This window comes from Dermacoccus sp. Tok2021, from assembly GCF_019895135.1.
Taxonomy (GTDB): Bacteria; Actinomycetota; Actinomycetes; order Actinomycetales; family Dermatophilaceae; genus Dermacoccus; species Dermacoccus abyssi.
The window spans coordinates 61,287-85,010 of the sequence record NZ_JAGTHU010000006.1; the positions used below are offsets into that span (position 1 = coordinate 61,287).

The 23,724-nt window shown below is 69.2% G+C and carries 23 protein-coding genes; 16 read left to right on the plus strand and 7 right to left on the minus strand.

Features of this window, described 5'->3' with window-relative positions; translation table 11 throughout:
* Positions 1 to 13: 13 nt before the first annotated feature.
* Complete coding sequence (gene nth / locus K9D12_RS05280) at positions 14 to 886, plus strand: endonuclease III (protein WP_223059661.1); 873 nt, start codon at positions 14 to 16, stop codon at positions 884 to 886.
* Positions 883 to 1,536, plus strand: a complete 654-nt coding sequence (locus K9D12_RS05285) for a CoA pyrophosphatase (protein WP_187037182.1) — start codon at positions 883 to 885, stop codon at positions 1,534 to 1,536. The genes nth and K9D12_RS05285 overlap by 4 nt, the downstream gene beginning before the upstream one ends.
* Before the next feature lie 88 nt (positions 1,537 to 1,624).
* Here the strand turns inward: K9D12_RS05285 and K9D12_RS05290 are convergent, their stop codons facing one another.
* The 3 genes from K9D12_RS05290 to acs all read right to left on the minus strand — a co-directional run bounded on the left by K9D12_RS05290 (position 1,625) and on the right by acs (position 5,657).
* Positions 1,625 to 2,029 carry a phage holin family protein gene (locus K9D12_RS05290; protein ID WP_223059662.1) on the minus strand — a complete coding sequence of 135 codons (405 nt, stop codon included), beginning with the start codon at positions 2,027 to 2,029 and terminating at the stop codon, positions 1,625 to 1,627.
* A gap of 135 nt (positions 2,030 to 2,164) precedes the next feature.
* Positions 2,165 to 3,541, minus strand: a complete 1,377-nt coding sequence (gene nhaA, locus K9D12_RS05295) for a Na+/H+ antiporter NhaA (protein WP_225910954.1) — start codon at positions 3,539 to 3,541, stop codon at positions 2,165 to 2,167.
* A 169-nt stretch (positions 3,542 to 3,710) separates the two neighbouring features.
* Complete coding sequence (gene acs / locus K9D12_RS05300) at positions 3,711 to 5,657, minus strand: acetate--CoA ligase (RefSeq protein WP_223059663.1); 1,947 nt, start codon at positions 5,655 to 5,657, stop codon at positions 3,711 to 3,713.
* 154 nt (positions 5,658 to 5,811) lie between these two features.
* Between acs and K9D12_RS05305 the strand changes: the two genes are divergently transcribed.
* The 8 genes from K9D12_RS05305 (at position 5,812) to K9D12_RS05340 (ending at position 11,390) form a co-directional block, all read left to right on the plus strand.
* Positions 5,812 to 6,654 (plus strand): Fic family protein, encoded by an 843-nt coding sequence (locus K9D12_RS05305; RefSeq protein WP_129664887.1) that lies wholly within the window; start codon positions 5,812 to 5,814, stop codon positions 6,652 to 6,654.
* 381 nt (positions 6,655 to 7,035) lie between these two features.
* A complete protein-coding gene (locus K9D12_RS05310; RefSeq protein ID WP_223059664.1) occupies positions 7,036 to 7,842 on the plus strand; it encodes a hypothetical protein in 807 nt (268 codons plus the stop codon).
* A complete protein-coding gene (locus tag K9D12_RS05315) occupies positions 7,833 to 8,957 on the plus strand; it encodes a TadA family conjugal transfer-associated ATPase (RefSeq protein WP_225910955.1) in 1,125 nt (374 codons plus the stop codon). The genes K9D12_RS05310 and K9D12_RS05315 overlap by 10 nt, the downstream gene beginning before the upstream one ends.
* Positions 8,954 to 9,655 carry a type II secretion system F family protein gene (locus K9D12_RS05320; RefSeq protein ID WP_223059665.1) on the plus strand — a complete coding sequence of 234 codons (702 nt, stop codon included), beginning with the start codon at positions 8,954 to 8,956 and terminating at the stop codon, positions 9,653 to 9,655. Before K9D12_RS05315 ends, K9D12_RS05320 begins: the two co-directional genes overlap by 4 nt.
* A 119-nt stretch (positions 9,656 to 9,774) precedes the next feature.
* Positions 9,775 to 10,194, plus strand: a complete 420-nt coding sequence (locus K9D12_RS05325; protein ID WP_129664893.1) for a type II secretion system F family protein — start codon at positions 9,775 to 9,777, stop codon at positions 10,192 to 10,194.
* Positions 10,195 to 10,289: 95 nt separating this feature from the next.
* On the plus strand, positions 10,290 to 10,502 hold the full coding sequence (locus K9D12_RS05330) for a DUF4244 domain-containing protein (RefSeq protein ID WP_052947104.1): 213 nt from the start codon (positions 10,290 to 10,292) through the stop codon (positions 10,500 to 10,502).
* A 61-nt stretch (positions 10,503 to 10,563) separates the two neighbouring features.
* Positions 10,564 to 10,920 carry a TadE family type IV pilus minor pilin gene (locus K9D12_RS05335; RefSeq protein WP_156170382.1) on the plus strand — a complete coding sequence of 119 codons (357 nt, stop codon included), beginning with the start codon at positions 10,564 to 10,566 and terminating at the stop codon, positions 10,918 to 10,920.
* A gap of 71 nt (positions 10,921 to 10,991) precedes the next feature.
* Positions 10,992 to 11,390, plus strand: coding sequence for an Rv3654c family TadE-like protein (locus K9D12_RS05340; RefSeq protein ID WP_370633459.1), 399 nt, complete (start codon positions 10,992 to 10,994; stop codon positions 11,388 to 11,390).
* 112 nt (positions 11,391 to 11,502) lie between these two features.
* Here K9D12_RS05340 and K9D12_RS05345 read toward each other — a convergent pair whose 3' ends face one another.
* Positions 11,503 to 13,920 (minus strand): DEAD/DEAH box helicase, encoded by a 2,418-nt coding sequence (locus K9D12_RS05345; protein WP_225910956.1) that lies wholly within the window; start codon positions 13,918 to 13,920, stop codon positions 11,503 to 11,505.
* A gap of 120 nt (positions 13,921 to 14,040) precedes the next feature.
* Here K9D12_RS05345 and K9D12_RS05350 point away from each other — a divergent pair, with 120 nt between their 5' ends.
* Together K9D12_RS05350 and K9D12_RS05355 are read left to right on the plus strand one after the other, a co-directional pair.
* The gene (locus K9D12_RS05350) at positions 14,041 to 14,385 is read left to right on the plus strand and encodes an STAS domain-containing protein (RefSeq protein WP_047312485.1); all 345 of its coding nucleotides are present in this window, start codon (positions 14,041 to 14,043) and stop codon (positions 14,383 to 14,385) included.
* A gap of 44 nt (positions 14,386 to 14,429) precedes the next feature.
* Positions 14,430 to 15,950 carry a methyltransferase gene (locus K9D12_RS05355; RefSeq protein WP_129664900.1) on the plus strand — a complete coding sequence of 507 codons (1,521 nt, stop codon included), beginning with the start codon at positions 14,430 to 14,432 and terminating at the stop codon, positions 15,948 to 15,950.
* An 84-nt stretch (positions 15,951 to 16,034) separates the two neighbouring features.
* On the opposite strand, the gene K9D12_RS05360 is transcribed toward K9D12_RS05355, so the two are convergent.
* Both K9D12_RS05360 and K9D12_RS05365 read right to left on the minus strand, forming a co-directional pair.
* The gene (locus K9D12_RS05360) at positions 16,035 to 16,691 is read right to left on the minus strand and encodes a hypothetical protein (RefSeq protein ID WP_129664902.1); all 657 of its coding nucleotides are present in this window, start codon (positions 16,689 to 16,691) and stop codon (positions 16,035 to 16,037) included.
* 217 nt (positions 16,692 to 16,908) lie between these two features.
* The gene (locus K9D12_RS05365) at positions 16,909 to 17,724 is read right to left on the minus strand and encodes a dioxygenase (RefSeq protein WP_047312483.1); all 816 of its coding nucleotides are present in this window, start codon (positions 17,722 to 17,724) and stop codon (positions 16,909 to 16,911) included.
* Positions 17,725 to 17,898: 174 nt separating this feature from the next.
* On the opposite strand from K9D12_RS05365, the gene topA reads away from it, so the two are divergent.
* Positions 17,899 to 20,724 carry a type I DNA topoisomerase gene (gene topA, locus K9D12_RS05370; protein WP_129664904.1) on the plus strand — a complete coding sequence of 942 codons (2,826 nt, stop codon included), beginning with the start codon at positions 17,899 to 17,901 and terminating at the stop codon, positions 20,722 to 20,724.
* A gap of 74 nt (positions 20,725 to 20,798) precedes the next feature.
* Here topA and K9D12_RS05375 read toward each other — a convergent pair whose 3' ends face one another.
* Positions 20,799 to 21,359 (minus strand): dienelactone hydrolase family protein, encoded by a 561-nt coding sequence (locus K9D12_RS05375; RefSeq protein WP_223059666.1) that lies wholly within the window; start codon positions 21,357 to 21,359, stop codon positions 20,799 to 20,801.
* A 56-nt stretch (positions 21,360 to 21,415) separates the two neighbouring features.
* On the opposite strand from K9D12_RS05375, the gene K9D12_RS05380 reads away from it, so the two are divergent.
* The 3 genes from K9D12_RS05380 (at position 21,416) to K9D12_RS05390 (ending at position 23,585) form a co-directional block, all read left to right on the plus strand.
* Positions 21,416 to 21,985 carry a hypothetical protein gene (locus K9D12_RS05380; protein ID WP_223059667.1) on the plus strand — a complete coding sequence of 190 codons (570 nt, stop codon included), beginning with the start codon at positions 21,416 to 21,418 and terminating at the stop codon, positions 21,983 to 21,985.
* Between the two features lie 149 nt (positions 21,986 to 22,134).
* On the plus strand, positions 22,135 to 22,740 hold the full coding sequence (locus K9D12_RS05385; protein ID WP_223059668.1) for a hypothetical protein: 606 nt from the start codon (positions 22,135 to 22,137) through the stop codon (positions 22,738 to 22,740).
* 53 nt (positions 22,741 to 22,793) lie between these two features.
* On the plus strand, positions 22,794 to 23,585 hold the full coding sequence (locus tag K9D12_RS05390) for a MerR family transcriptional regulator (protein ID WP_223059669.1): 792 nt from the start codon (positions 22,794 to 22,796) through the stop codon (positions 23,583 to 23,585).
* The last annotated feature ends 139 nt before the right edge of the window (positions 23,586 to 23,724 follow it).

The window sequence follows — 23,724 nt, forward strand, 5'->3', positions numbered from 1 at the left end:
CTAGGGTGTGGGCATGACCTCCGAAACCGTGACGCCGCCGAAGCGGGCCGCGCGCGTGCCCGAGACCGCCACGGGGCGGGTGCGTCAGGCACGCCGCATCTACCGCAGACTCGTGGAGCAGTACCCGTACGCGCGAGCCGAACTCGACTTCGAGTCGCCGCTCGAACTCCTCGTGGCCACCATCCTCTCGGCGCAGACCACAGACGTCGGGGTCAACAAGGTCACGCCGGTGCTCTTCCGTCGCTACCCGGACGCTGCGGCACTGGCGTCGGCGGAGCCGAGCGAGATGGAGGAGATCCTGCGTCCCACCGGGTTCTACCGGGCGAAGACGCGCTCGGTCATCAAGCTCGGTCAGGAACTCGTCGAACGTTTCGACGGCGAGGTGCCGGGCAAGCTCGCCGACCTCGTGACGCTGCCGGGCGTCGGACGCAAGACGGCCAACGTCGTGCTCGGCAACGCGTTCGGTGTTCCGGGCATCACGGTCGACACCCACTTCGGGCGCCTCGCGCGCCGCTTCGGCTGGACGACGTCGACCGACCCGGTCGCTGTCGAGACCGAGGTGGGCGAGATGTTCCCGCGCAAGGACTGGACGATGCTCAGCCACGTCGTCGTCTTCCACGGCCGACGTATCTGCCACGCCCGCAAGCCCGCATGCGGCGTTTGCCCGGTGGCGCAGTGGTGCCCGTCCTTCGGTGACGGCGAGACCGACCCGGACAAGGCGCGCGCCCTGCTCAAGTACGAACTCGCGGCCCCGAAGGGTGGTGAGGCGCCGGTGCCGCTGCTCGTCGACGGGGGAGTGCCCGACGCCTCCTTCTCGACCGGGCATCGAGGAACGCCGGTCGTGCCACGTCACTCCGGTGCAGGGGCGCAGGGCGAGGCCCGATGAGCGTGCCGGTGGGCGACGCCACGCCTCCGCCCTGGCTGAACACGGTGCTCGACGCCGGTCGCCGCGGCGACCTGTGCGCGGGGTGGCCGCGTCCCGAGCAGGGCTCCAAGGCCTCTGCCATCCTCATGCTCTTCGGCCCGAACGACGACGGCGGGGAAGACGTGGTGCTCACCGAGCGAGCCACCAATCTGCGCAAGCACGCAGGGCAGGTGTCCTTTCCCGGTGGTGGGGTCGAACCGCAGGACGTCACGTTCACCGACACCGCGCTGCGTGAGGCCAACGAGGAGATCGGGCTCGTGCCCGAGGGCGTCCACGTCATGGGTGAACTGCAGCCGGTCGCGTTGCCCGTGACGAACTACGAGGTCTGCCCCGTGCTCGCCTGGTGGAACGTACCGTCCGACATCTCGGTGCTCGACCCCGTCGAGGTCGCTCGCGTCGCGCGCATCTCCGTCCGCGATCTCGTGGACCCGGCGAACCGCCACACGGTCACACACCCGCGCGGCTTCAAGGGGCCGGGGTTCGAGGTCGACGGTTTCTACATCTGGGGCTTCACGGCGTTCGTGCTCGACGCGGTCCTGACCACCGGGGGCGTAGCGCGCTCGTGGAACCGCGACGACGAGCGTCAGGTGCCCGATCGCTTCCTCAGCTGAACGCCCGGCCGGGAACATGAGGAAGGCGAACATGACGAAGGCGGCCCACCCTCGAGGGTGAGCCGCCTTCGTGCGGCAGGTCAGAACGTCACTTGGCGGGCTTGATGGCCGCGACGGTCTTCTGCGCGTTGTCGATCGTCTTGACTGGCTTGCCCTTGACCTGCTTGATCGACTTGATGCCGACGAGGGCGAGGATTCCGGCGACGAGCGCGAGGATGCCCGCGACGATGAGGAAGCCGGCCCAGTTCGGCCAGTCGAGAACCTCCGAGATGGCCCAGGCGAGGGCCGTCAGGAGGAAGCCGACGAAGAACAGGGCGACGACACCGGCGGCAGCGAGCATGCCGCCACCCTTGCCGGCCTTCTGCACGTCAGCCTTGATCTCGATCTTCGCCAGGTCGATCTCGCCCTTGACGATGTTCGAGAGGTCAGCGGAAGCGTCCGAAACGAGCTGACCGAGCGTGCGCTCGGAGCCCCGGGGGGTGTTGAGGGCCATGGTTATCTCCTGTTCAGCAGGCGGCGTCACCTCGTCGAGGTGACGGCCGTCCGTCGCATCACACGTTTTCTATTCAATGGACACACTACCGATATCGGCCGATTCGCGCCTACCGGCTCCTCGGTTCGGTGCGGTTCAGGCCGGTTCGGGGCGCTGGTAGACGTCCGGCACACCGTCTCGGTCGGCGTCGCGCGTCTCCTCTTCCTCGATGCGGCGGTAGATGCGGTTGCGGCGTCCGAGCACGATGCTCGCGAGGAGCGCGGACAGGAGGCTGCCGAGCAGCACGCCGACCTTGACGTGGTCGTCCTTGACGCTTCCGGTGCCGAACGCGAGCTCGCCGATGAGGAGGCTGACGGTGAAGCCGATGCCACCGAGGAGGCTGAGGCCGAACACGTCGGCCCACGAGAGGTTCTCGTCGAGCTTGGCCTTCGTGAACTTGCTGACGAGGAACGTGCTGCCGAAGATGCCGACGACCTTGCCGAGCACGAGGCCGGCGATGACGCCGAGCGTGACGGCGTCCGCAAGCGTCTCGGTGATGCTCGTGCCGACGACGGTGACGCCGGCGGAGAAGAACGCGAAGACCGGCACGGCGAACCCTGCCGAATAGGGGCGCAGACGGTGTTCGATGCGGTGGGCGAGGGCGTGCTTGCCCTTGACCGGAACGACGAGGCCGAGCAGCACGCCAGCGATCGTGGCGTGAACGCCGGACTTGTACATGAAGACCCACGCCACGATCGCGAGCGGCGCGAGGATCGCCCAGTGCTTGATGCCGCGCTGGGTGAGGAAGCCGAAGACTGCGACGACCGCGATCGAGGCGAGCAGCCAGCCGAGCGAGAAGCCCTTGCTGTAGAAGATCGCGATGATCGTGATGGCGATGAGGTCGTCGACGACGGCGAGCGTCAGGAGGAACGAACGCAGCGCCGTGGGCAGGTGCGAACCGATGACGGCGAGCACCGCGAGGGCGAACGCGATGTCCGTGGCGGCCGGGATGGCCCACCCCTTGAGCCCTTCGCCGCCGGCTGCGGCGTTGATCGCGACGTAGACGAGCGCAGGCATTGCGACACCGCAGACGGCAGCGATGACGGGCACTGCGGCGGCTGCCGGGTTGCGCAGGTCGCCGGCGACGAACTCGTGCTTGAGTTCGAGCCCGACGACGAGGAAGAACACGGCGAGCAGGCCGTCGGCGGCCCAGTGCGCCACCGACATGTTGAGCCCGAGGAAGTCGGGGCCGATGTGCGCGTCCCGCAGGGCCTCATAACCGTCACGCCAGGGCGAGTTCGCCCAGACGATCGCGGCGACCGCAGCGGCGAGCAGGATGAGGCCGCCGATGGTCTCGGTGCGCAGCAGTTCCTTGACGCGCTGGGCCTCGGGCCACGTGCCGCGGGTGAAGAGGCGGCGGGTCAGCCGTCCTGCGACGGCGACGGGGGCGACGTGCGCGGCTTCCTTGAACTCTTCGAAGCTCGGCTGTTCGTCCTTCATCGGCGGAAGGCTGTTCTTGTGGCGCTTGGCCATGGTGAATCTCCTCGGGCAGGGGTGGTCGTCGTCATCCGCGCCTCACGCGAACGGCCGACCAGACTTCCCGGCACACCGCCCGCGATTTTACCGGCTGTCGTCGTTCTCGCGAAAAGATGCGCGGGCGGGGCGCCTGCCCCACCCGCGCATCGTCGGATCGCTCTGCTGCTTAGTTCTTCAGACCTGCCTGGATCTTCTCCATGACGCTCGGGTCGGCGAGCGTCGTCGCGTCACCGGCCTCGCGGCCCTCGGCGACGTCCTTGAGCAGGCGGCGCATGATCTTGCCCGAACGTGTCTTCGGCAGCTCGTCGACGACGAGGATCGTCTTCGGCTTCGCGATGGCGCCGATCTGCTTGCCGACGTGCGTGCGCATCGCCTGGACGAGCTCCTCGCGCTTGTCGTCGTCGGCGGCCTGGTCGCGAGCCTCCTCGCGCAGGATGACGAAGGCGCACACGGCCTGACCGGTCGTCTCGTCGGCGGCGCCGACGACTGCGGCCTCCGCGACGGCGTCGTGCGAGACGAGCGCCGACTCGATCTCCGACGTCGACAGGCGGTGGCCCGAGACGTTCATGACGTCGTCGACACGACCGAGCACCCAGATGTTGCCGTCCTCGTCACGCTTCGCGCCGTCACCGGCGAAGTACATGTCCTCGAAGCGCGACCAGTAGGTGTCCTTGTAGCGCTGCAGGTCGCCCCAGATGCCGCGCAGCATCGACGGCCACGGGTCGCGGATGACGAGGTAGCCGGTCTCGCCGTTGCCGACGGACTTGCCCTCCTCGTCGACGACGTCGGCCGTGATGCCGGGCACCGGCGCCTGGGCCGAACCGGGCACGAGCGACGTGACGCCGGGCAGGGCCGACATCATGATGGCGCCCGTCTCCGTCTGCCACCACGTGTCGACGATCGGCGCCGAACCCCCGCCGATGTTGTCGCGGAACCACATCCACGCTTCGGGGTTGATCGGCTCACCGACGCTGCCGAGCACGCGGATCGTGGACAGGTCGTACTCGGCGGGGATCTCCTTGCCCCACTTCATGCAGGTGCGGATGGCCGTGGGCGCCGTGTAGAAGATCGAGACCTTCTTGTTCTGCACGATCTCCCACCAGCGGCCCTGGTGCGGGCTGTCCGGCGTGCCTTCGTAGAGCACCTGCGTGACGCCGTTGGCCAGCGGGCCGTAGACGATGTAGCTGTGGCCGGTGACCCAGCCCACGTCGGCGGTGCACCAGTAGACGTCCTCGCCCGGGTGCACGTCGTGGACGACGGCGTTCGTGTACGCCGCCTGCGTGAGGTAGCCACCGGTCGTGTGGAAGATGCCCTTCGGCTTACCCGTGGTGCCGGAGGTGTAGAGGATGAAGAGCGGGTGTTCTGAATCGAAGGTGTCGAAGTCGGCCGCGGGTGCGGCGGCCTCGAGTGCCTCGTCCCACCAGACGTCCTTATCGGTCATCTCCGTCTCTTCACCGGTCCGCTTGACGACGATGACCTTCTGCACCGTCGTCTCACCGCTGACCGCCTCGTCGACGGCCGGCTTGAGTGCGCTCGGCTTGCCGCGGCGAAAGCCGCCGTCGGCCGTGATGACGACCTTGGCCTCGCCGTCGGCGATGCGGGTGCGCAGGGCGTCGGAGGAGAACCCGCCGAAGACGACCGAGTGGACGGCGCCTAGACGCGCGCAGGCCAGCATCGAGATGACGGCCTCGGGGATCATCGGCAGGTAGAGGGCGACACGATCACCCTTCTCGACGCCCGCGGCCTTGAGCGCGCCGGCGGCCTTCTGCACGAGCTCGGTGAGCTCGGCGTACGTGATGTCGCGCTCGTCGCCCGGCTCACCGACGAAGTGCAGCGCCACACGGTCACCGTTACCGGCTTCGACGTGACGGTCGGCGCAGTTGTAGGCCACGTTGAGCTCGCCGCCCACGAACCACTTGGCGACGGGGGCCTCGCTCCAGTCGAGCACCTCGTCGAAGTCCTTGGCCCAGGTGAGGCGCTCGCGCGCCTGCTTGGCCCAGAACGCCTCGCGGTCGGCGTCGGCCTCTTCGTAGAGCGACTTCTGCCCGACGGCCTGCTGGCTGAACTCCGGGCTCGGCGGGAAGGGGCCGTACTCTTCGGCGGTCTCGGACATGTCTTGTCTTCCTTCCGTCGACTTCGACCACGCCGAAACGAGGCGTAGGTCACAACACTTGGCTGCTTTTCTACCCCATCGTCGCGTGGGGTTGGGAAGTCAGGGGTGGATACTCGCCGGTAGTTTCCGTCGGCGTCCAAGTACGCTGATGCCCATGCCCGGCACCCTCGAAGCTCTGCAATCGCTCGCGACGATCCCCGAGGTCGAGGCGGGCCTCACGCGAGCCCGCGAGGCGTGTACCCAGCTGCGCTGGCACAACGCGTTGCGCCGACGGACGGCGCAGGCCGCCGCCGAGTCGCGCGTGCGTGGCGCCCGGGCCGGCGCGGCGCTGGAGGGCGCCGAGGTCTCCGTCGATGTCGTGCGTGAACTCGTCATGGGGATGACCGAGTGGCCGCCCGAGCCCGACCCGCTCGAGCGAGTGCTTCGTGCGAGTGTTCAGGGGACGCTCGAGAGTGAGCACGTTCGTTCGATCATACTGTCGTCGCCCGCGCAGGCGTTGGCGCGTCTGCACGTAGCCGCCGGTTCGCAACTGCTCTCCGCCGACGAGGTGGGGCGCCCGCGGTCGCCGGGGGAGACGTGCGAGGAACTCGTCGAGGCCGGCCCGGCGTGCGACCCGCTCGACCTGCCGGGGCGTCTGGCCGGGCTCTACGAGGTGGTGGCGTGCCACGAGAAGGTGCCGGCCCTCGTCGTCGGGGCCATTGCGCATGCGGAGATCGCCGTCATGCGTCCGTTCGCGCGCGGAAACGGTGTGGTGGCAAGAGCTTTCGAGCGTGCGCTCGTCCAGTCGTGTGGGCTCGACCCGACGGGTGTGGCCGTGCCCGAGGTGGGCTACCTGCGTGAAGCGAGCGCGGGATATGCGGGCGCCCTGGCCGCCTATGCCTCGGGAACGCGCGACGGCGTGGCCCTGTGGCTGCAGTTCAGCGCTGGGGCGCTGGAGCGGGGCGCCGCCGAAGGAGGCGCCATTTCGGACGCCGTTTTGGCCGGCCGCCTGCGATAAGAACAAATAAAAAACGTCCGGCGAGTCGGTTTCTCATTTATCGAACCGTTGCTACTGTATTGACCGGGTATGTGCGGGCCGGTTGCAACGTGTGGCCACTCATGGCACATTAGGGGCGTGCGCTCCCTTCGGGTCGAGCGCTGACGTGCATACCGCACCCCCAAGGGTATGCACGTAAAGACAGCCCCCACCGTCCCCCCGGTGGGGGCTGTCGTATGTCCTGCACCTACTCCCATGCGGCCGCGGTGGCCCCCGGCACGGGGGCCGTCGTCCACATCTGCGACGCGGTGAGCGCCGTTTCGGTAGTTCAGGCGGCCCCGTCCACAAGGTCGTCCGACGCGTCGTGGACGGTGTCGAGGTTGTGGGCCGACTCTGGCGTGCATGGACGAGTTCGACGCCGACTTCTTCGGCCCACCAGCCCCCGACGAGGTGGGCAGCGAGCGCGGCGAACTGCGCCGTATCGGGGTGGTCTGCCCCGATTCAGCCGCCGACGCCGCGTACTTCGCCTGTGCCGTGGCACGGCATCTCGCACGGTCTCCAGGTACGGATCGAACGGCGCAGGACCGCGGCCCGGTCGTCCTCGTCGACGGACAACCGGGCACAGGTGGTCTCGACGTCGTCCTCGACCTCGACCGTGAGGCGGGCGCACGCTGGGACGCGCTGCGAGGCGCCGGCCCCGACATCGACGCGCAGAAGCTCCTCGCCGCACTGCCGGAACGTGACGGGGTCCGGGTGCTCTCGCACGGACGAGGTGCACCCCGTGTTCACGATCGCCTCGTGCGGAGCGCAGTACTCGGGGCGCTCGCGGGCGAAGCGGCCTGGTCGGTCGTCACGTTGGCGCCCCACGAGCCGGCAGAACCGACGGAGTGCGACGTCATCGTCCTCCTCGTGCGCGGAACCGTGTGCTCCATGGCAGCCGCCCAGCAGTACGTCGACAAGCTGGACGGAGAGCTCATGCCTGTGCTCGTCACGCTCGAGGCCGACGCCCGGGCTCGTGTGGCACTCGGCGAGTCGCTCGACCTGGAGGTCGTGACGTCCGGTCCCACCCGGTGGCGTCTGGGGCACCGAGCAGCCGACGACGTGCTGGCCGGTCGCTGGCCGGGCGAGGGCGAGCGGACGATGACTCGCCTCGTTCAGGATGTCGTCATCTATGTCCGCTCGCGAGGTCGGAGCATGGCATGGGCGTAGCAGAAGGCATGTGGAAGGAGATCTACGCCGGACGGGCACCGAGTGCTGCGGCGCTCGCGGCGATCGTCGATGCGGACGCTCCCGTGTACTCACGAGCGCAGACCTCCGTGCTGGGTGAGCGCCTCGGAGCTGACGTGCTCGGGGCCGGACCGCTCCAGGGTGTCATCGAGATCGAGGGAGTCACCGACGTCCTCGTCAACGGTTGTGACGGGGTGTGGATCGACCGCGGAGAAGGTCTCGAGGAAGTCGGGGTCGACCTCGGGGACGCGGAGGCGGTGAGGCGTCTCGCGGTACGGCTCGCCGCGGTGGCCGGGCGGCGGCTCGACGACGCGAGCCCGTTCGTCGACGCCGTACTGCCCGGCGGTGCTCGGTTGCACGCGCTGCTGCCACCGCTCGTCGAAGGCGCTGCCCACCTCAGCCTGCGTGTGCCGGCGAGTGAACGACCGCTGCTCGAGGACCTCGTGCGGCTCGGGAGCGTTTCCCCCGAGGTCGAAAGCCTGCTCACGCGACTTGTGACGAGCCGAACGGCCTTCGTCGTGAGCGGAGGCACGGGAACCGGCAAGACGACACTGCTGGGCGCAATGTTGGCCCGCGTGCCGATCTCGGAGCGCATTCTGCTCGTCGAGGACGTCCGTGAACTGTCGGTGGCTCACCCTCACGTGGTGCGGCTCGAAGCACGACGTCCGAACGTCGAGGGCGTGGGAGAGGTCAGCCTCACCACGCTCGTGCGCCAATCGTTGCGGATGCGCCCGGATCGCATCGTCGTCGGCGAGGTACGTGGCGCGGAGGTGCGCGAACTCATGTCTGCGCTCAACACCGGCCACCAGGGTGGATGCGGCACCGTGCACGCCAACGCGCCACGTGACGTCCCCGCCCGGTTCGAAGCGCTCGGCGCGCTGGCCGGGTTGAGCCCCGAGGCCGTGCGTACGCAGTTGCGCTCCGCGCTCCGTGTCGTGGTGCACCTCGAGCGATCCGGCGGGCTACGTCGGGTGGGGAGCATCGGGGTCCTCGACGGCGATCACCGCGGCCTCACAGTGCGCAGCGCCTGGAGAGGTGGGCGCCATGGTGAGGCGTGGGACGAACTCGGCGCGCTCATGGACGGAGCGGCGTCATGACGTGGCCGTCCGACACCGCCCTGTGGTGGTGCGCGCTCGCGCTCGCAGTCGCCGTTGGGCTGTGGCCCGCCCCGAGATGGCTCACGTTGACGCGCACCCCGCGAACCGGGTCGCGCTTCGGTCTTCTCGCTCGTAGTGATCCCCAGGCCGAATGTCTCGCCGTTCTCGATGCGCTCGGTGCCGTTCTGCGAGCCGGTGCTCCTACGTCGAATGCTGTCGAGCTCGTTGTCGCCCCCTACGCAGACGGGGGCACCCACTCGAGCCAGGGGTGGCAGCGGTTGCGTCACGCGGCCCGCTCCGGTGGAGATCTCGCGGACACCTGGCGCGAACTGGGCGTCATGTGGAGGCTGCCGGCGTGCGCTGACATTGCGGCGGCGTGGGAGATGTCCGATCGACACGGGTGTCCGCTGGCCGACGCCGTGACGAGTGCGGCAGCGGACCTACGGGCACGCCGTCGCCACGATCGAGCCCTGGAGGCAGCGACCGCGGGCGCCAAGGCCACGATGGGTGTCCTCGTCCTCCTGCCAGTTCTGGGCATGGCGCTCGCGTGGATGCTCGGCGTGGATGTCTTCGAGATCTACAGCGGCACATCGGGCCTGCTCACCCTGTGGCCCGGGTTGGCCCTCTTGTGGGCCGGCGCCACCTGGTCGCAGCGCATGGTTGCCTCGGCTCTCAAGCCTCCGGCGGTGACGCCGTGATCGCCCTCGCACTGGTTCTTCTCGCCGTTGGCGTCTGGCCCGCTCGGCCCCTGACCGAACGTGCCTTCGGTGCATCCCGACGGGAGGCGAAGCAACGCGACACGGTCGAGGAGTCGCCGATGGTCGTCGCCCACGCGATGGACCTGCTCGCCCTGGCGCTCGCGGGTGGAGCCCCCACCGTCGCAGCCCTCGAAGCCGTGTCCGCGGCAACCGGGCCGGGCGTCCGCGAGCCGCTGGCCCGTGTGGCTGCCGCGATGCGCTGGGGCGTCGACGGAGACGGTGCCTGGGCCGGCGCCTCCTCGGCCTGGCGTCCGGCCGCAGGAGCCTTCGCGCTCGCTGCTCGGGCGGGAGCTCCGCCGTCCACCCTTCTGCGGCGGGCCGCTGATGACCTGCGCGTCGGCGAGAGCGAGCGCATCGCTGTCGCCGGAGCGAAGGCCGGAGTCCGCATCGTCCTGCCGCTCGGTTTGTGTTTCCTGCCCGCCTTCGTCCTGCTCACCGTCGTCCCCCTCGTCATGGGTCTCGTCGAACCCCTCGGCTGACACCTGGCATCGGCCACCCCCGAACCCCGCCGGAACCCCGGCGGCGCGCCCTCCGGCGCACCACTCGAAAGAACTCAACCCCTGAGGAGATCGCCATGATCGCTGTGACCCGTCGTACCCGTAACGCCCTGCTGCGCCGCTGGCAAGCGGCCGCCGAACGCGCCGAGGCCGGCATGTCCACGGCCGAGTACGCGGTGGGCACCATCGCCGCGGTTGCTTTCGCGGCCGTGCTCATCGCCGTCGTGAAGTCCGCGACCGTGCGCTCGGCCCTCGAAGGCATCATCTCGTCGGCTCTCTCGACCCGCTGACGTGACGATGACACGAGCGCGCCGCAGGCACGGAACGCACGAACGTGACGGCGAATCGGGCATGGCAACAGCCGAATTCGCCGTGGCCTTGCCTGCGGTTGCGCTCGTGCTCGCCTTCGTCGTCGGTCTTGCCCAGTTGTTGCTGCTGCACCATCGGGCGTGGCATGCCGCGTCCGTGGGCGCGAGGGTTGCCGCCCGGGCCGAGAGCGACGATGCCGTGCGCGCGGCCGTCCGCCAGAGCGGTGTCTCCGGAGCCACGTCGATCACGCGGAGCTCGCAATGGGTGCGCGTGGCCGTCTCCGTTCCCGCTCCACGCGGGTTCGGGTGGGCGCTCGGCGACATCACCGCCGGCGCGGTGGCTGCCGCAGAACGCGGGGACGAGGGTGACGCTGCGAACAGCTCGGGAGGCTCGCCGTGACCGGGTGGTCCGCGCGGGGTCGCACGCGTCCACTGCGGGCTCGTGAACGCTGGTTGAGCCGACTCGGCCGGGTGCGAGACGGTCACGGCGGGGGAGGTCAGGGATCTCCGAAGGCCCGGAACGACAGCGGCTCGGTCACGGTGACGATGCTTGGCGTCATCGTCGTGCTCGTCCTGCTCGCCGGTGTGATCGTCACGTACGCGCGCACCGCGATCGACACCGAGCGCACCCGCCTCGCGGCCGATCAGGCAGCACTCGCCGCGGCCAGTGTGCTGCTCGGCTCGTCGGCGCAACCGGGGTCGTCGCCCTGCGCCCTGGCCGCCACGACGGCCGAGCGCAACGGTGCGCGCGTCACGTCGTGTGTCGTGCGCTCGACGTCGGTGCAGGTCGCGGTCACGCGCGCCGCGCCGCTCGGACGCGAAGCACGCGGTCTCGCCCGCGCCGGCGCCCCCGAGGGGCGTGGACCATGACGGGGGCAACGAATCGACGCCAAGGTGTGAGTTTCGGCCCGGTGTGTGACCGGCGCCGCTCACAGATCGGACCAGAGCTCACATCCTGCGTCGAGCACGGGGCAGCCACGCGTCAGTTGGCCGGGTCGTCGTAGGCGTCGCGCAACAGCAGGTCGAGCAGAGCGATCGCACCGTGCTTGTCGAGAGGGCTGTTGCCGTTGCCGCACTTCGGCGATTGGATGCACGCCGGGCAGCCCGACTCGCACGCGCACGTCTCGATCGCTTCCTTCGTCGCCGTCAGCCACTCCGTGGCCCGCGCGTAGGCGCGCTCGGCGAAGCCCGACCCTCCGGGCAGGGCGTCGTAGACGACGACTGTCGGCATGTCCGTGTCCGGATGCAGCGCCGTCGAGACGCCGCCGATATCCCACCGATCACCCTGCGCCACGAACGAGATGAGACCGATCGAGCAGTGCTCGGCGGCGTGAAGGGCGCCCGGGGCCACGTCGGGGGTGATGCCTGCGTCGGCGAGCTCGTCCTCGGGCAGGGTCCACCACACGCCCTTCGTCACGAGGGTGCGCTCCGGCAGGTCGAGCGGGTGCTCGCCTTTCACCTCCCCCGACGGCAGACGCCGAAGGAAGGACGTGACGCGTGTCGTCACCCGGATGTCGCCGTAGTGCAGCGTCGCAGCGCCCCACGCACGGCTGGCGCTCGAGCCGATGATGTCGAACGCGCTGACGGAGCGAGCGGCCGTCGACCACCCGGGGTTGCCGCGCACGACGTGCGCGCTGCCGTCCTTGAGGTCCAACTCCGTGGAGACGTACGAGACGCCCTGGTGCACGTAGACCGCGCCCTTGAAGACGCTCGAGTGCGCCCGTTCGCCGTCGACCGTTCCGAGCACTCGGCCGGTGCGCGATTCGACGATGCGCACGTCGTCGCCACCCTCGCCGCGCAGCGACACGTGGTCGCCGGGGCGGTCGTCGCGGGCCCAGTACCAACCGGTCGGGCGTCGCCGCAGGACGGCGCGCTCCACGAGCGAGTCGACGAGCGGCCACATACCCGGCCCGAAGAGGGCCTCGTCGTCCTCGGTGAGAGGCAACTCGGCGGCCGCGCACGCGAGTTGCGGAGCGAGGACGTACGGGTTCGTCGGGTCCATCACGGTGGCCTCCACCGGTCGGCCGAAGAACACGTCGGGGTGGTGGACGAGGTAGGTGTCGAGCGGGTCGTCGGCGGCCACGAACAGGGCCAGGGCGTCTCGCCCCGAGCGTCCGGCCCGGCCCGCTTGCTGGTGCAACGACGCCACAGTGCCCGGCCAACCCGCGAGGAGCACGGCGTCGAGCCCGCTGACGTCGATGCCGAGTTCGAGCGCGCTCGTCGCGGCGATGCCCCGCAACGTTCCCGTGCGCAGTCCGCGCTCGAGGGCGCGGCGCTCCTCGGGCAGGTATCCGCCGCGGTACGCGGCCACGAGGGATTCGTCGAGCCCCTCGTTCCACAGCCGCTGACGGGCCATGTCGGCCACCACCTCGACGCCGACCCGCGAGCGCGCGAAGGCGAGCGTCTGTACCCCGGAACCGACGAGCGCGCCGAAGAGGTCACCGGTCTCTGCCACGGCGCTGCGGCGGCCGAGATCGTCCGTGACGTCGGCTGAGGAATCGGCGGGGTCATCCGAACCACGAGCTCCGTCGAGTGCTGAGGAAACCTCGTGCTCGGCCTCCGCGCCGGGCGGAGGCCCGGGCTCCCACAGGCCGAACGTCAGCGCCGGGCGCGGCGAGCCGTCGTCCGTGACGGCGGTGACGTCGAGCCCCGTGAGCGCGCGAGCGTGCCTGGCAGGGTCGGCTGCTGTCGCCGAGGCGAGCACGAACGTCGGCTCGGCCCCGTAGCGGGCCGCGATACGCCGCAGCCGTCGCAGCACGCCGGCCGTGTGCGCCCCGAAGACACCTCGGTAGATGTGGCATTCGTCGATGACGACGAGTCGCAACGAGCGCCAGAACATCGACCACCGTTCGTGCGCGGGCAGCATCGAGTGATGGAGCAGGTCAGGGTTGGTGAGGATGACGTTCGCGTGGTCGCGGATCCAACGTCGTTCGTCGGGAGGCGTGTCACCGTCGAGGGTGGCCAGGCGCGCGCCCGGCACGGCCAAGGCTTCGAGGCGGGTGCGCTGATCGGCTGCCAGCGCCTTCGTCGGCGACAGGTAGAGACTCGTCGCGCCGCGCAGCGAGGCGAACATCGACGGGGTAGCCGGGTCGTGCGCACCGGTGGCGGCGGACAGCATCGGCACCTGGTAGGCGAGGGACTTTCCCGACGCAGTGCCCGTCGCGACGACGACGTGCTCACCGGCCATCACCCGAGCGATGGCCTCACTCTGGTGCGACCAGAGTTCGTGGATTCCGGTGCCCTCGAAAGTCGACCGCACGAGAGCCGGAACAGAGTCCGGCCACGGCGCCGTCACGGTCTCGCGAGCGGGCCGTCGACGTACGTGACGCAACTCCCCGGTGCCCTGCCCGGCGAGGATGTCGAGCATCTGATCCGGGGAGCACCGGGCGTCGTACGTCATCGCGAGCGTCCCTCCCCAGGGCCCAGAAGCGGTGCCGGGCGTTGACTTTCGGTGGCCAGATGACAAACTAACGCTCGACGCACCCCTGCCAGACCACGACCGAACAGGAGGGTCGCGCACGTGGACCTCAAGGTGAACATGCATCGCGAAGGTGACGTGGTCGTCGTTGCCTTCGACGGTGAGGTCGACGTGTACACGGCACCCACGGTGCGTGACGCGATCTCGAAGGTACTCGCGGCCGGGCACCACAACATCGTGGCCGACCTGCGTGACGTGGGCTTCCTCGACTCCACCGGCCTCGGCGTCCTCGTGGGACGCCTCAAGGCCGTCCGTCTGCTCGAGGGACAGATGCGCGTCGTCATCACCAACCCCCACGTGCTGCGCAACTTCAAGATCACCGGCCTCGACAACATCTTCGCCATCGACACGGACGTCGATTCGTCGGTCGCCGCCATCTCGGCCTGAGCCGCGCCGCGTTCGACCGGAGACGGCAACGCCATACTGGGGGCATGTCTTCCCGGATGCCCGTCCCCGACGCAGAAGCCACCGACCTCGTCGAAGCGCTGAGAGACGACCTCGTCGTCGCCGATTACACCGTCGAGCACGTCGCAGAGCTTCTCGGCCCGGGCGCGTCCGCCGCGTTGCACCGGGAGCAGCCTCTTCCCGCGCGTCGTGCCCTCGCAGGCAGCGACGACCCGGTGGCCACGATGGTCCGCTTCTTCACCCTCGGCGAGACTCACACCCTCGACGCTCTCGACGCGGCCTTCCCGTCGCTACGGGCCAAGGGACTCGAACGTCTCGGTCTCGCGGTTCCGGCAGACTCCGGGCTGCGCTCGGCCGTCGACCTGCGCCCCTACGGCGACGAGAACTCCTCGTGGTGGCTCGCCTCCGACCTGTCGGAGCTCGCGACGGGCAGCGTCCTCGCCACCGATCACGTGCTCGGCATCGGCGGTGCGTCCACGACGCTCGCGCGTTGGACCCCGCGCCGAGAGGTGGCCGCTGCTCTCGACCTCGGCACTGGCTGCGGCGTCCAGGCCGTTCACCTCGCGGGGCACGTGCAGCACATCGTCGCCACCGACCTCGCGACGCGCGCCCTCGACTTCGTTCGTTTCAACGCCGCCCTCAACCGCCTGCCGCTCGAAGTGCTCGCCGGCTCGATGCTCGAGCCCGTCGCGGGCCGCCGCTTCGACCTCGTCGTGAGCAACCCGCCCTTCGTCATCACGCCACGCGCCGAGGGCATGCCCGGCTACGAGTACCGCGACGGCGGCGCTGTGGGTGACGGCGTCATCCGCGACCTCGTGCGTTCCGTGGGTGATCACCTCGAGCCCGGCGGTATCGCACAATTCCTCGGTAACTGGGAGATGCGCGAAGGCCACGGGTTCGAGCAGGTTTGGACCGAATGGCTCGAGGGCACCGGACTCAACGCGTGGGTCGTCCAGCGCGAGGTTCAGGATCCGTTCGAGTACGCCGAACTGTGGGCCCGTGACGGCGGTGCCGGCGTCAACTCACCCGAGTACGGTGCCATGTACGCGGCATGGCTCGACGACTTCGCGGCACGCGGAGTCGAGAGCATCGGATTCGGCATCGTGACGCTGCAGCGGCCCGAGTCCGAGCGCGATCCCTTCGTCGACCTCATGGACGAGCGCGGCCCGGTGGCATCGGCCATGGGCCCGACGATCGACGCCGGGCTGCGAGCCCGCTCCTGGCTGGCCCTGACGAGCGACGACGACCTCCTCGACGGCACGTGGCGGGCCGCACCCGACGTCACCGAGGAGCGCCACACGAAGCCGGGCGCGGACGACCCGAGCGTCATCATGATCCGTCAGGGCGGTGGGCTGGGCCTCTCGATCCAGGCCGACACCGTGCTCGCGGCGTTCCTGTCGGTCTGTGACGGCTCGATGAGCGCCCGCACCGCGCTCGTCGCCATCGCCTCACTCGTCGGTGTGCCGGACGACGAGGTCATCGCCGGGACGCTGCCGTTGCTGCGCCGGCTCATCGCCAACGGGATGCTCGAACGCGTGGAAGGCTGACCGGCCGCGCCGAGAGCCCGCAGGACGAGCGACGGCCCCGCCCCTCGATGTGAGGAGCGGGGCCGTCGGCCGTGCTTGAGGTGATCAGTCGACCGAGACCTTGACCGACTTCTCGGCGATCTGGGCGCCGTTCTTCTTGTAGGTGACCTTGTAGTCACCCGAGACGCGCATCGGGACGTAGACGGCGACCGTGGCGCTGTCTCCGTCGTTGAGGTTGCTCGACGGGAGCGACTTCGTCTGCGACTGCTGACCGTTCGAGACGGTGTAGCTGTACGTGGCGCCCTTCTCGTACTTCGTGGCCAACGTGACCCACAGCTGCTGACCCTTGTAATCGGCCGTGATGTCCTCGTGGTCGGAGCCGCAGAAGCGGGCCGTGCCGTTGTAGGCAATGTCCTTGATGGCGCAGGCGCGGACGGCGTTCGTCGAGGCGTAGTTGCCGAGCTCGCTCGACGAGAGACGCTTCGACGACGAGGAGCCGTCAGAGCTCGGGCTGTCAGAGGAGCTGGGGCTCTCGGACGACTCTTCCGACGACTCCTCGGAGCTCGGGCTCTCGGTGGAGCTGGGGCTCTCCGACGACTCTTCCGACGACTGCTCCGACGAGCTGGGCGACTCGCTCGACGTCTGGGACTGAGTGGACGAGCCGGAGCTCGACTCGCCCTCGGAACCGACGTTCATCGTGCAGCCGGAAAGGCCGACTGCAGCAGCGAAGGTGAGCGGCAGTGCCTTGCGAATGAGTGACATGGGATTCCTCCTTGTGGGCGGTGTCAACTGCTCTTGTGACGGAGCCCAGAGGCGTTCGGTTCCATGTTTCTTCGAGGCGTTCACCCTGCACCTCGGAAAAAGTTCTGAATCCCCTGGACATCTGAGAAGAACAGTACGTCCTCTCGGGTGCCCCGGGTGTGGTTTGCCACCCAATGTTCTTGCGGAAGTTCGAGGTTCGTCGCCCACCCGCCGCACCTCAGTCGAGCTGCCAGCTCCGCTTGCTCAGCCCGTGCCAGAAGCCGTCGATGCTCGTGCGTGATGTGGCGCTCGCGGCTCCGTCGGGGTTCGCCGCGCCGAGGGCGACGTAGAGCGGTGCCCAGTGCTCGGTGCGCGGGTGCGCCTCGTGAGCAGCCGGGGCCTTGTGGATGAAGTCGAACAACGCGTCGAGGTCGCCGCTCGCCATCGTCTCCGCAGCCCAGTGGTCGAACTCGACGGACGGCGAGGGGGCGGGCCAATCCGCCACGGGGTTGAACCACGACAGGTTGTGCGTCGTGAACCCCGAACCGACGACCAGGGTGCCCTCGTCACGCAGCGGCGCGAGCTTGCGCCCGAGCTCGAAGAGCTCACGCGGGTCGAGCGTCGGCATCGACATCTGCAGGACGGGAACGTCGGCGTCTGGGAACATCTCGACGAGCGGCACGTAGGCGCCGTGGTCAAGGCCGCGCGAGGTGTCCTGGTAGATCGGGGTGTCGGGCGTGCCGAGGAGGCGCGCCACGGATTCGGCGAGCTCCGGCGCCGCAGGCGCGTCGTAGGTGACCTCGTAGTACTTCTGCGGAAAGCCCCAGAAGTCGTAGACGAGGGGTGCACCGGTCGTCGAGGAGACGGTGACGGGGGCGTTCTCCCAGTGCGCCGACACCATGAGGATCTGCTTCGGCTTGGTGAACGCGCCTGACCACGAAGCCAGTTCGCGAGTCCACGTCGCGTCGTCGGCGAGCGGGGGAGCACCGTGGCTCAGGTAGAGGACGGGCGGTCGTGAGTCGGAGGAGGGCGGCGTGGCCACGGGCGATGTCATGACGGTGCAACACCGTTGAGCCTTCAACTGTTCCACCCTCAGGCAGGGAACGGCGTGTCGTCCGGGCGATCGGCCTGTTCGGGCACTCGGAGGCGTCGGGTACGGTCATAGCGATCGCACTGGGGCGGCGCCGACGAATCCGGCGCCCCGCGATCGACAGCAAAGGAGCAACACGTGTCGTCAGGCCGCAAACTCGTCATCGTCGAGTCGCCGAACAAGGTCAAGAACATCGCCGCGTACCTGGGGGACGAGTACGTCGTCGACGCCAGCGTCGGTCACATTCGTGATCTGCCCACGCCGAGCGAACTCCCGGCCGACATGAAGAAGGGGCCGTACGGCAAGTTCGCCGTCGACGTCGACAACGGCTTCGACGCGTACTACGTCGTCGACGCGGACAAGAAGAAGAAGGTGGCCGAGCTCAAACGGGCCCTCAAGGACGCCGACGAGCTCTACCTCGCCACCGATGAGGACCGCGAGGGCGAGGCCATCGCGTGGCACCTGTACGAGACGCTGAAGCCGAAGGTGCCCGTCAAGCGCATGGTGTTCCACGAGATCACCAAGGAAGCCATCCAGCGTGCCGCGAACAACACGCGCGACCTCGACATGCAGATGGTCAACGCGCAGGAGACGCGCCGCATCCTCGACCGCCTCTACGGCTACGAGGTCTCGCCGGTGCTGTGGCGCAAGGTGCGCCGCGGGCTGTCGGCCGGTCGTGTGCAGTCGGTCGCGACGCGCATGGTCGTCGAGCGTGAGCGCGAGCGCATGGCCTTCCGCGCAGCGTCCTACTGGGACGTCGAGGGCGAGTTCGAGGCGAAGGCCGGCCAGTCGTTCGTCGCCAAGCTCAGCTCCGTCGACGGCGAGCGCGTGGCCTCCGGCCGCGACTTCGGTGACGACGGTGTGCTCAAGAGCAAGGGCGTGCGCCACCTCGACGGCGCTGCCGCCGAGAAGATCGCAGAGTCGACGCGTTCGTCGCACGCGAGCGTTTCCGCCGTCAGCGAGAAGCCGTACTCGCGCAAGCCGAGCGCGCCGTTCATCACCTCGACGCTGCAGCAGGAGGCGAGCCGCAAGCTGCGCCTCGGCTCGAAGGACACGATGCGTGTCGCGCAGCGCCTCTACGAGAACGGCTACATCACCTATATGCGTACCGACTCGGTGACGCTGTCGGAGTCGGCCATCAGCGCTGCGCGCCAGCAGGCACGCGACCTTTACGGCGCCGAGTACGTGCCGGACGCGCCGCGTCGCTACGCGGGCAAGGCAAAGAACGCGCAGGAAGCCCACGAGGCGATCCGTCCCGCGGGTGACCGCTTCCGCACGCCGGCGCAGGTGGCCGGCCAGCTGCGCGGCACCGAGTTCGCGCTCTACGAACTCATCTGGAAGCGCACCGTCGCCTCGCAGATGGCTGACGCCAAGGGCTCGACGGCTTCGGTGAAGCTCACCGTGCCGGTCGAGAGCTCCGGCGTGGCCAAGCAGGCCGAGTACTCGGCCAGCGGCACCGTCATCACCTTCCGCGGATTCCTCGCCGCGTACGAGGAGGGGCGCGACGCCGACCGTTACTCCAACGATTACTCGGAGCGTCGCCTGCCGAAGCTCTCCGAGGGCGTTTCCCTCGACGTGCTGCGCGCCGAAGCGCTCGGCCACGAGACGTCGCCGCCGGCTCGTTTCACCGAGGCCACGCTCGTCAAGGCGCTCGAGGAACGCGGCATCGGCCGCCCCTCGACGTACGCCGCCACCGTCGGCACGATCCAGGACCGCGGTTACGTGCGAACGCGCGGCAGTGCGCTCATCCCGACGTGGCTCGCGTTCGCCGTCACGAACCTGCTCGAGACGCACTTCCCGAGCCTCGTCGACTACGACTTCACCGCATCCATGGAGGAGGGCCTCGACCGGATCGCCGGCGGTGACGAGGAGCGCGCCCGCTGGCTGTCGCGCTTCTACTTCGGTGACGAAGGCGCATCGGCCGAGGGCCTGCGTCAGCTCGTCGACGACCTCGGCGAGATCGACGCCCGCGGCATCTCGACCATTCCGATCGGTGAGGGCTACGTCGTGCGCGTCGGCCGTTACGGGCCGTACGTCCAGCAGGACGTGCCCGAGGGCGTCGACCCGGCCACGGGCGAGGTCAAGGACGGTGCGGACGCGCAGGCCGCTGCGTCGGCGACGCCGCGCCGCGCGTCGATCACCGACGAGATCGCGCCGGACGAGATGACGCCGGCGAAGATCCGCGAACTGCTCGAAGCGGCCGACGATGACGGTCGCGTGCTCGGACAGGACCCGGAGACGGGCCGCGACATCGTCGCGAAGGCCGGTCGTTACGGCCCGTACGTCACGGAGGTGCTGGCCGACGAGGCCCCCGCCGCCGACGAGAAGCCGAAGAAGAAGGCTGCCAAGCCGAAGCCGCGCACGGCGTCGCTGTTCAAGGACATGGACCTCGCGACGATCGACCTCGAGACCGCGCTCAAGCTGCTCTCGCTGCCGCGCGTCGTCGGCGTCGTCGAGGAGAAGAAGACGGCTGACGACGGCACGGAGAAGACCGAGAAGGTCGAGATCACCGCGCAGAACGGCCGGTACGGCCCCTACCTCAAGAAGGGCACCGACAGCCGCTCGCTCGAGACGGAGTCGCAACTGTTCTCCATCACGCTCGAGGAGGCCGAGGCGATCTACGCCCAGCCGAAGCAGCGTGGCCGCGCGGCTGCGAAGCCGCCGCTCAAGGAGTTCGGCGCCGACCCTGCGTCGGGCAAGCCGGTCGTCGTCAAGGACGGTCGCTTCGGTGAGTACGTCACCGACGGCGAGACCAACGCGACGCTGCGCAAGGACGACGACGTCGAGACCCTGACGGCCGAGCGGGCTTTCGAGCTGCTCGCCGAGAAGCGGGCGAAGGGGCCGACGACGCGCAAGAAGGCAGCGAAGAAGTCGACCAAGAAGACCGCCAAGAAGACGACGGCGAAGACGGCCACGAAGAAGACGGCCGCCAAGAGCACGTTGAAGACGGCCAAGAAGGCCTGAACCGAACGTCACGACGAAAAGAGGTCGCCTCCCCGCTCGGGGAGGCGACCTCTTCGTTCGCTCTGACGGAAGGTTCAGCCGTTGAGCAGCGCGGCGATGCGTTCGAGCGAGGTACGGGTGGCGTCAGCGTCGCCGTCCGGGGTGCCGGCGTCGGTGAACAAGTGACCGCGGCCGGGCACAACGATGTCCTCGAAGGACGCCCCCGAGGCCTCCACCGCGTCACGCAGCGCCGCAACGTCGGGTTCGTCGATCCAGTGGTCCTCGGCGTAGCGGTGCACCTGCACCGGCACACCGTTCCACTCGCCCTGGGGTGGGGCCACGCTGTGCAGGAGGAGAGCGGCGCGGGCGTCGGGCCGTTTCGCGGCGAAAGCCTGTGCGAAGAACGCGCCGAGGGAGAAGCCGCCGAGAACGGCGTCCTCAGGCAGCCCGTCGAGGTAGCCCTTTGCGCGCTTCATCAGCGTGGGAACACCGACCTCGTCGCGGTAGGCAATGCCGTCGCGTTCGGAGTCGAAGACGTGGCCGTCGTAGTAATCGGGAGTCTCGACGGTGTGCCCGAGGTCGCGCAGGTCGGCAGCGAACTCGTGGACGGCCGGGCGCAAGCCGAGTGCGGAGTGCAGGAGCAGGACGTGTGCCATGCGTTCACCGTGGCACATTCGGGCACCGCACAGGCAGATGTGACAGAACGAGGCGCATGGACACCGGGGAACGAACCGAGACGGCGGGCGCCACGCGCAGGGCCGATCTTCTGCTCGCCGGAGTGGCTGCCGTCGCTGCGGCCGGGTGGGGCGTCGTGGCCGTGACGGTCGTGGGCTTCACCCTCGGCTCGGACTTCGGCCTCGGCACTCAGGCTGACGGGCGCTTTTCCGGGGGTGAACTCGCCCGCTCGGCGCTGTGGGTCGCCGTGCCTTGCGCACTGGTGGCGTGGGTTCTCGGATTCGTGTCGCTCCGCTCCACCCGCGGTGCGAGCGCGGGCGGACGCGTGCTGTCGATGGTGCTCTGGACGGCGGCGAGCCCGGTCATCTGCGCGCTCGTGTTCACCGGGTGGCTCACGACCGGATCGTCAGACGGAGGAGGCCTCACGGCGATCGGTCTCGGGATCGGAATGAGTGCTGCTGGGGTGGCGATGTGGTGCGTCACCCTCGCACCGCTCGTCGTCGCGTTGGTGGTCCGGGGATCGCTGTGTCGTCACCCCGTCACGCAGGAGGAACCCGGTGCCGACCCGTCATCTCCCCAGACAACCGGGGCGACAGCAGGCCCCTGAGCGTCCGGTCGGATGGCTCGGCTGCGCCCGGGGTGGACGGTGGCGTCCCCTCCGACGTGCGTGTCTGAACGAGCCGCGGCGGCTGTTCGTCACCGAACCGTTGTGGAAACGCACTCGTTCGGCCTTCGTCGACGGTGAACAATGTCGCCGTGGGAACGGGAACTAAGACCGAGCAGCAGACTGATCGCACGGCGCCGCTGAGTGCCGACCTGACGAAGGCGGCCGCCATCGGTGTCGGCACCGTGGCGGCGAGCAGCGTCGTCGGGGTGCTGTGGCTCCTCGTCGTCCTCCTGGCGGGGCGAGCGGGGGCGTTCGGCGACGGCCCGTCGGGTGACGGCTGGAGCGCCGGGGCGGTCTTCATCGCTGCGGCCTGGATCGTCGGCGTGCATGCCCTCGCCGCAACGGGCCTGGCGCTGGTGGCGCTTCGGCGTTCGGCCGGGTTGTCGCTCGGCGACCGTGTCACGGCGTGCCAGCTGTGGTGCGCGCTGAGTCCCGTCGTCTGGACGCTCGTGTCGGTGGTTCGTCTCGGCCTCCGGGACGGCGCGTGGTCCGCGGCCCTCATGTTCGGTGTCATCGGAACGATCGGCAGCATCATGCTGTGGTTCTTCGTGCTCGCACCGATCTTTCTTCACGCCATCGCCAAGCCACTCCTGCGGCGCGATGCCGCGACCGGCGTGACGCCTCCCAGCTACCGGGGGTCGGTCTACGGCCTCGACGAGCAGGCCGAGGACGCCGAGATCGGCTACGCGCAGTGACTTTCCGCGCCCGTGTTTGACCCTCACGCTGCGTGAGGCGGTGGGGTGGTGACATGACCGACGACCTGTTGACGGTGGGCCAAGTGGCCGAACGCTTCGGCATCACGGTGCGCACCCTGCACCACTACGACGCGATCGGCCTCGTCACGCCGAGCGAGCGCAGTTGGGCCGACTACCGGCTGTACTCGCCGGGCGACGTGCAACGTCTCGCCCGCGTCGTTTTGCTGCGGCGTCTCGAGATGCCACTGGCGGACATCGGCGCCGTGTTGGCGGACGACGATGCGCTCACCGAGCAGCTTCGCCGACGCAGGGAGGCGGTCATCGCCAGGCTCGACGAGCTGAACGGGCTCGTGCGGGCCATCGACACCGCACTGACGAGGGAGGAACCGATGAGTGACTACGCCATCACCGAAGGCGAGATGAAGGAGATCTTCGGCACCGGCTACGACGAGAACTACGACGCGGAAGCCGAGGCCCGCTGGGGCGAGACCGACGCGTACAAGGAGTCGCAGCGCCGCGCGAAGTCGTACACGAAGGAACAGTGGGTTCGCATCAAGGCCGAGGGCGACGCCGTCATGGAGCGGTTCGCGCAGGCCAAGCGTGACGGCGCGGAACCGGGCTCCGAGCAGGCGGACGCCGCGGTCCAGGCGCACCGCGACCACATCGAGACGTGGTTCAACGACGTCCCGCTGCCGATGCTGCGCGGCATGGGTGAGATGTTCAGCGCTGACCCGCGGTTCGCGAAGACCTACGACGACGTCGAGCCCGACCTCGCGCCGTACGTCACCTCGGTGATCACGGTCTACTGCGCCAAGCGGGGTGTGGACGAGAACTGCGGTTCGTGAATTTCTCGGGCGCGGGGTGAGGGCGGACCTCCGCAGGCGTCGGGTGCGGGCGGGGCGCGGCGGCACCTTGCGTCCCGAATCGGGGTGGTTGAGGTGCCGACGAGGCGGTCAGGCGCGTTGTGTCCTGACGCGTCGGGCC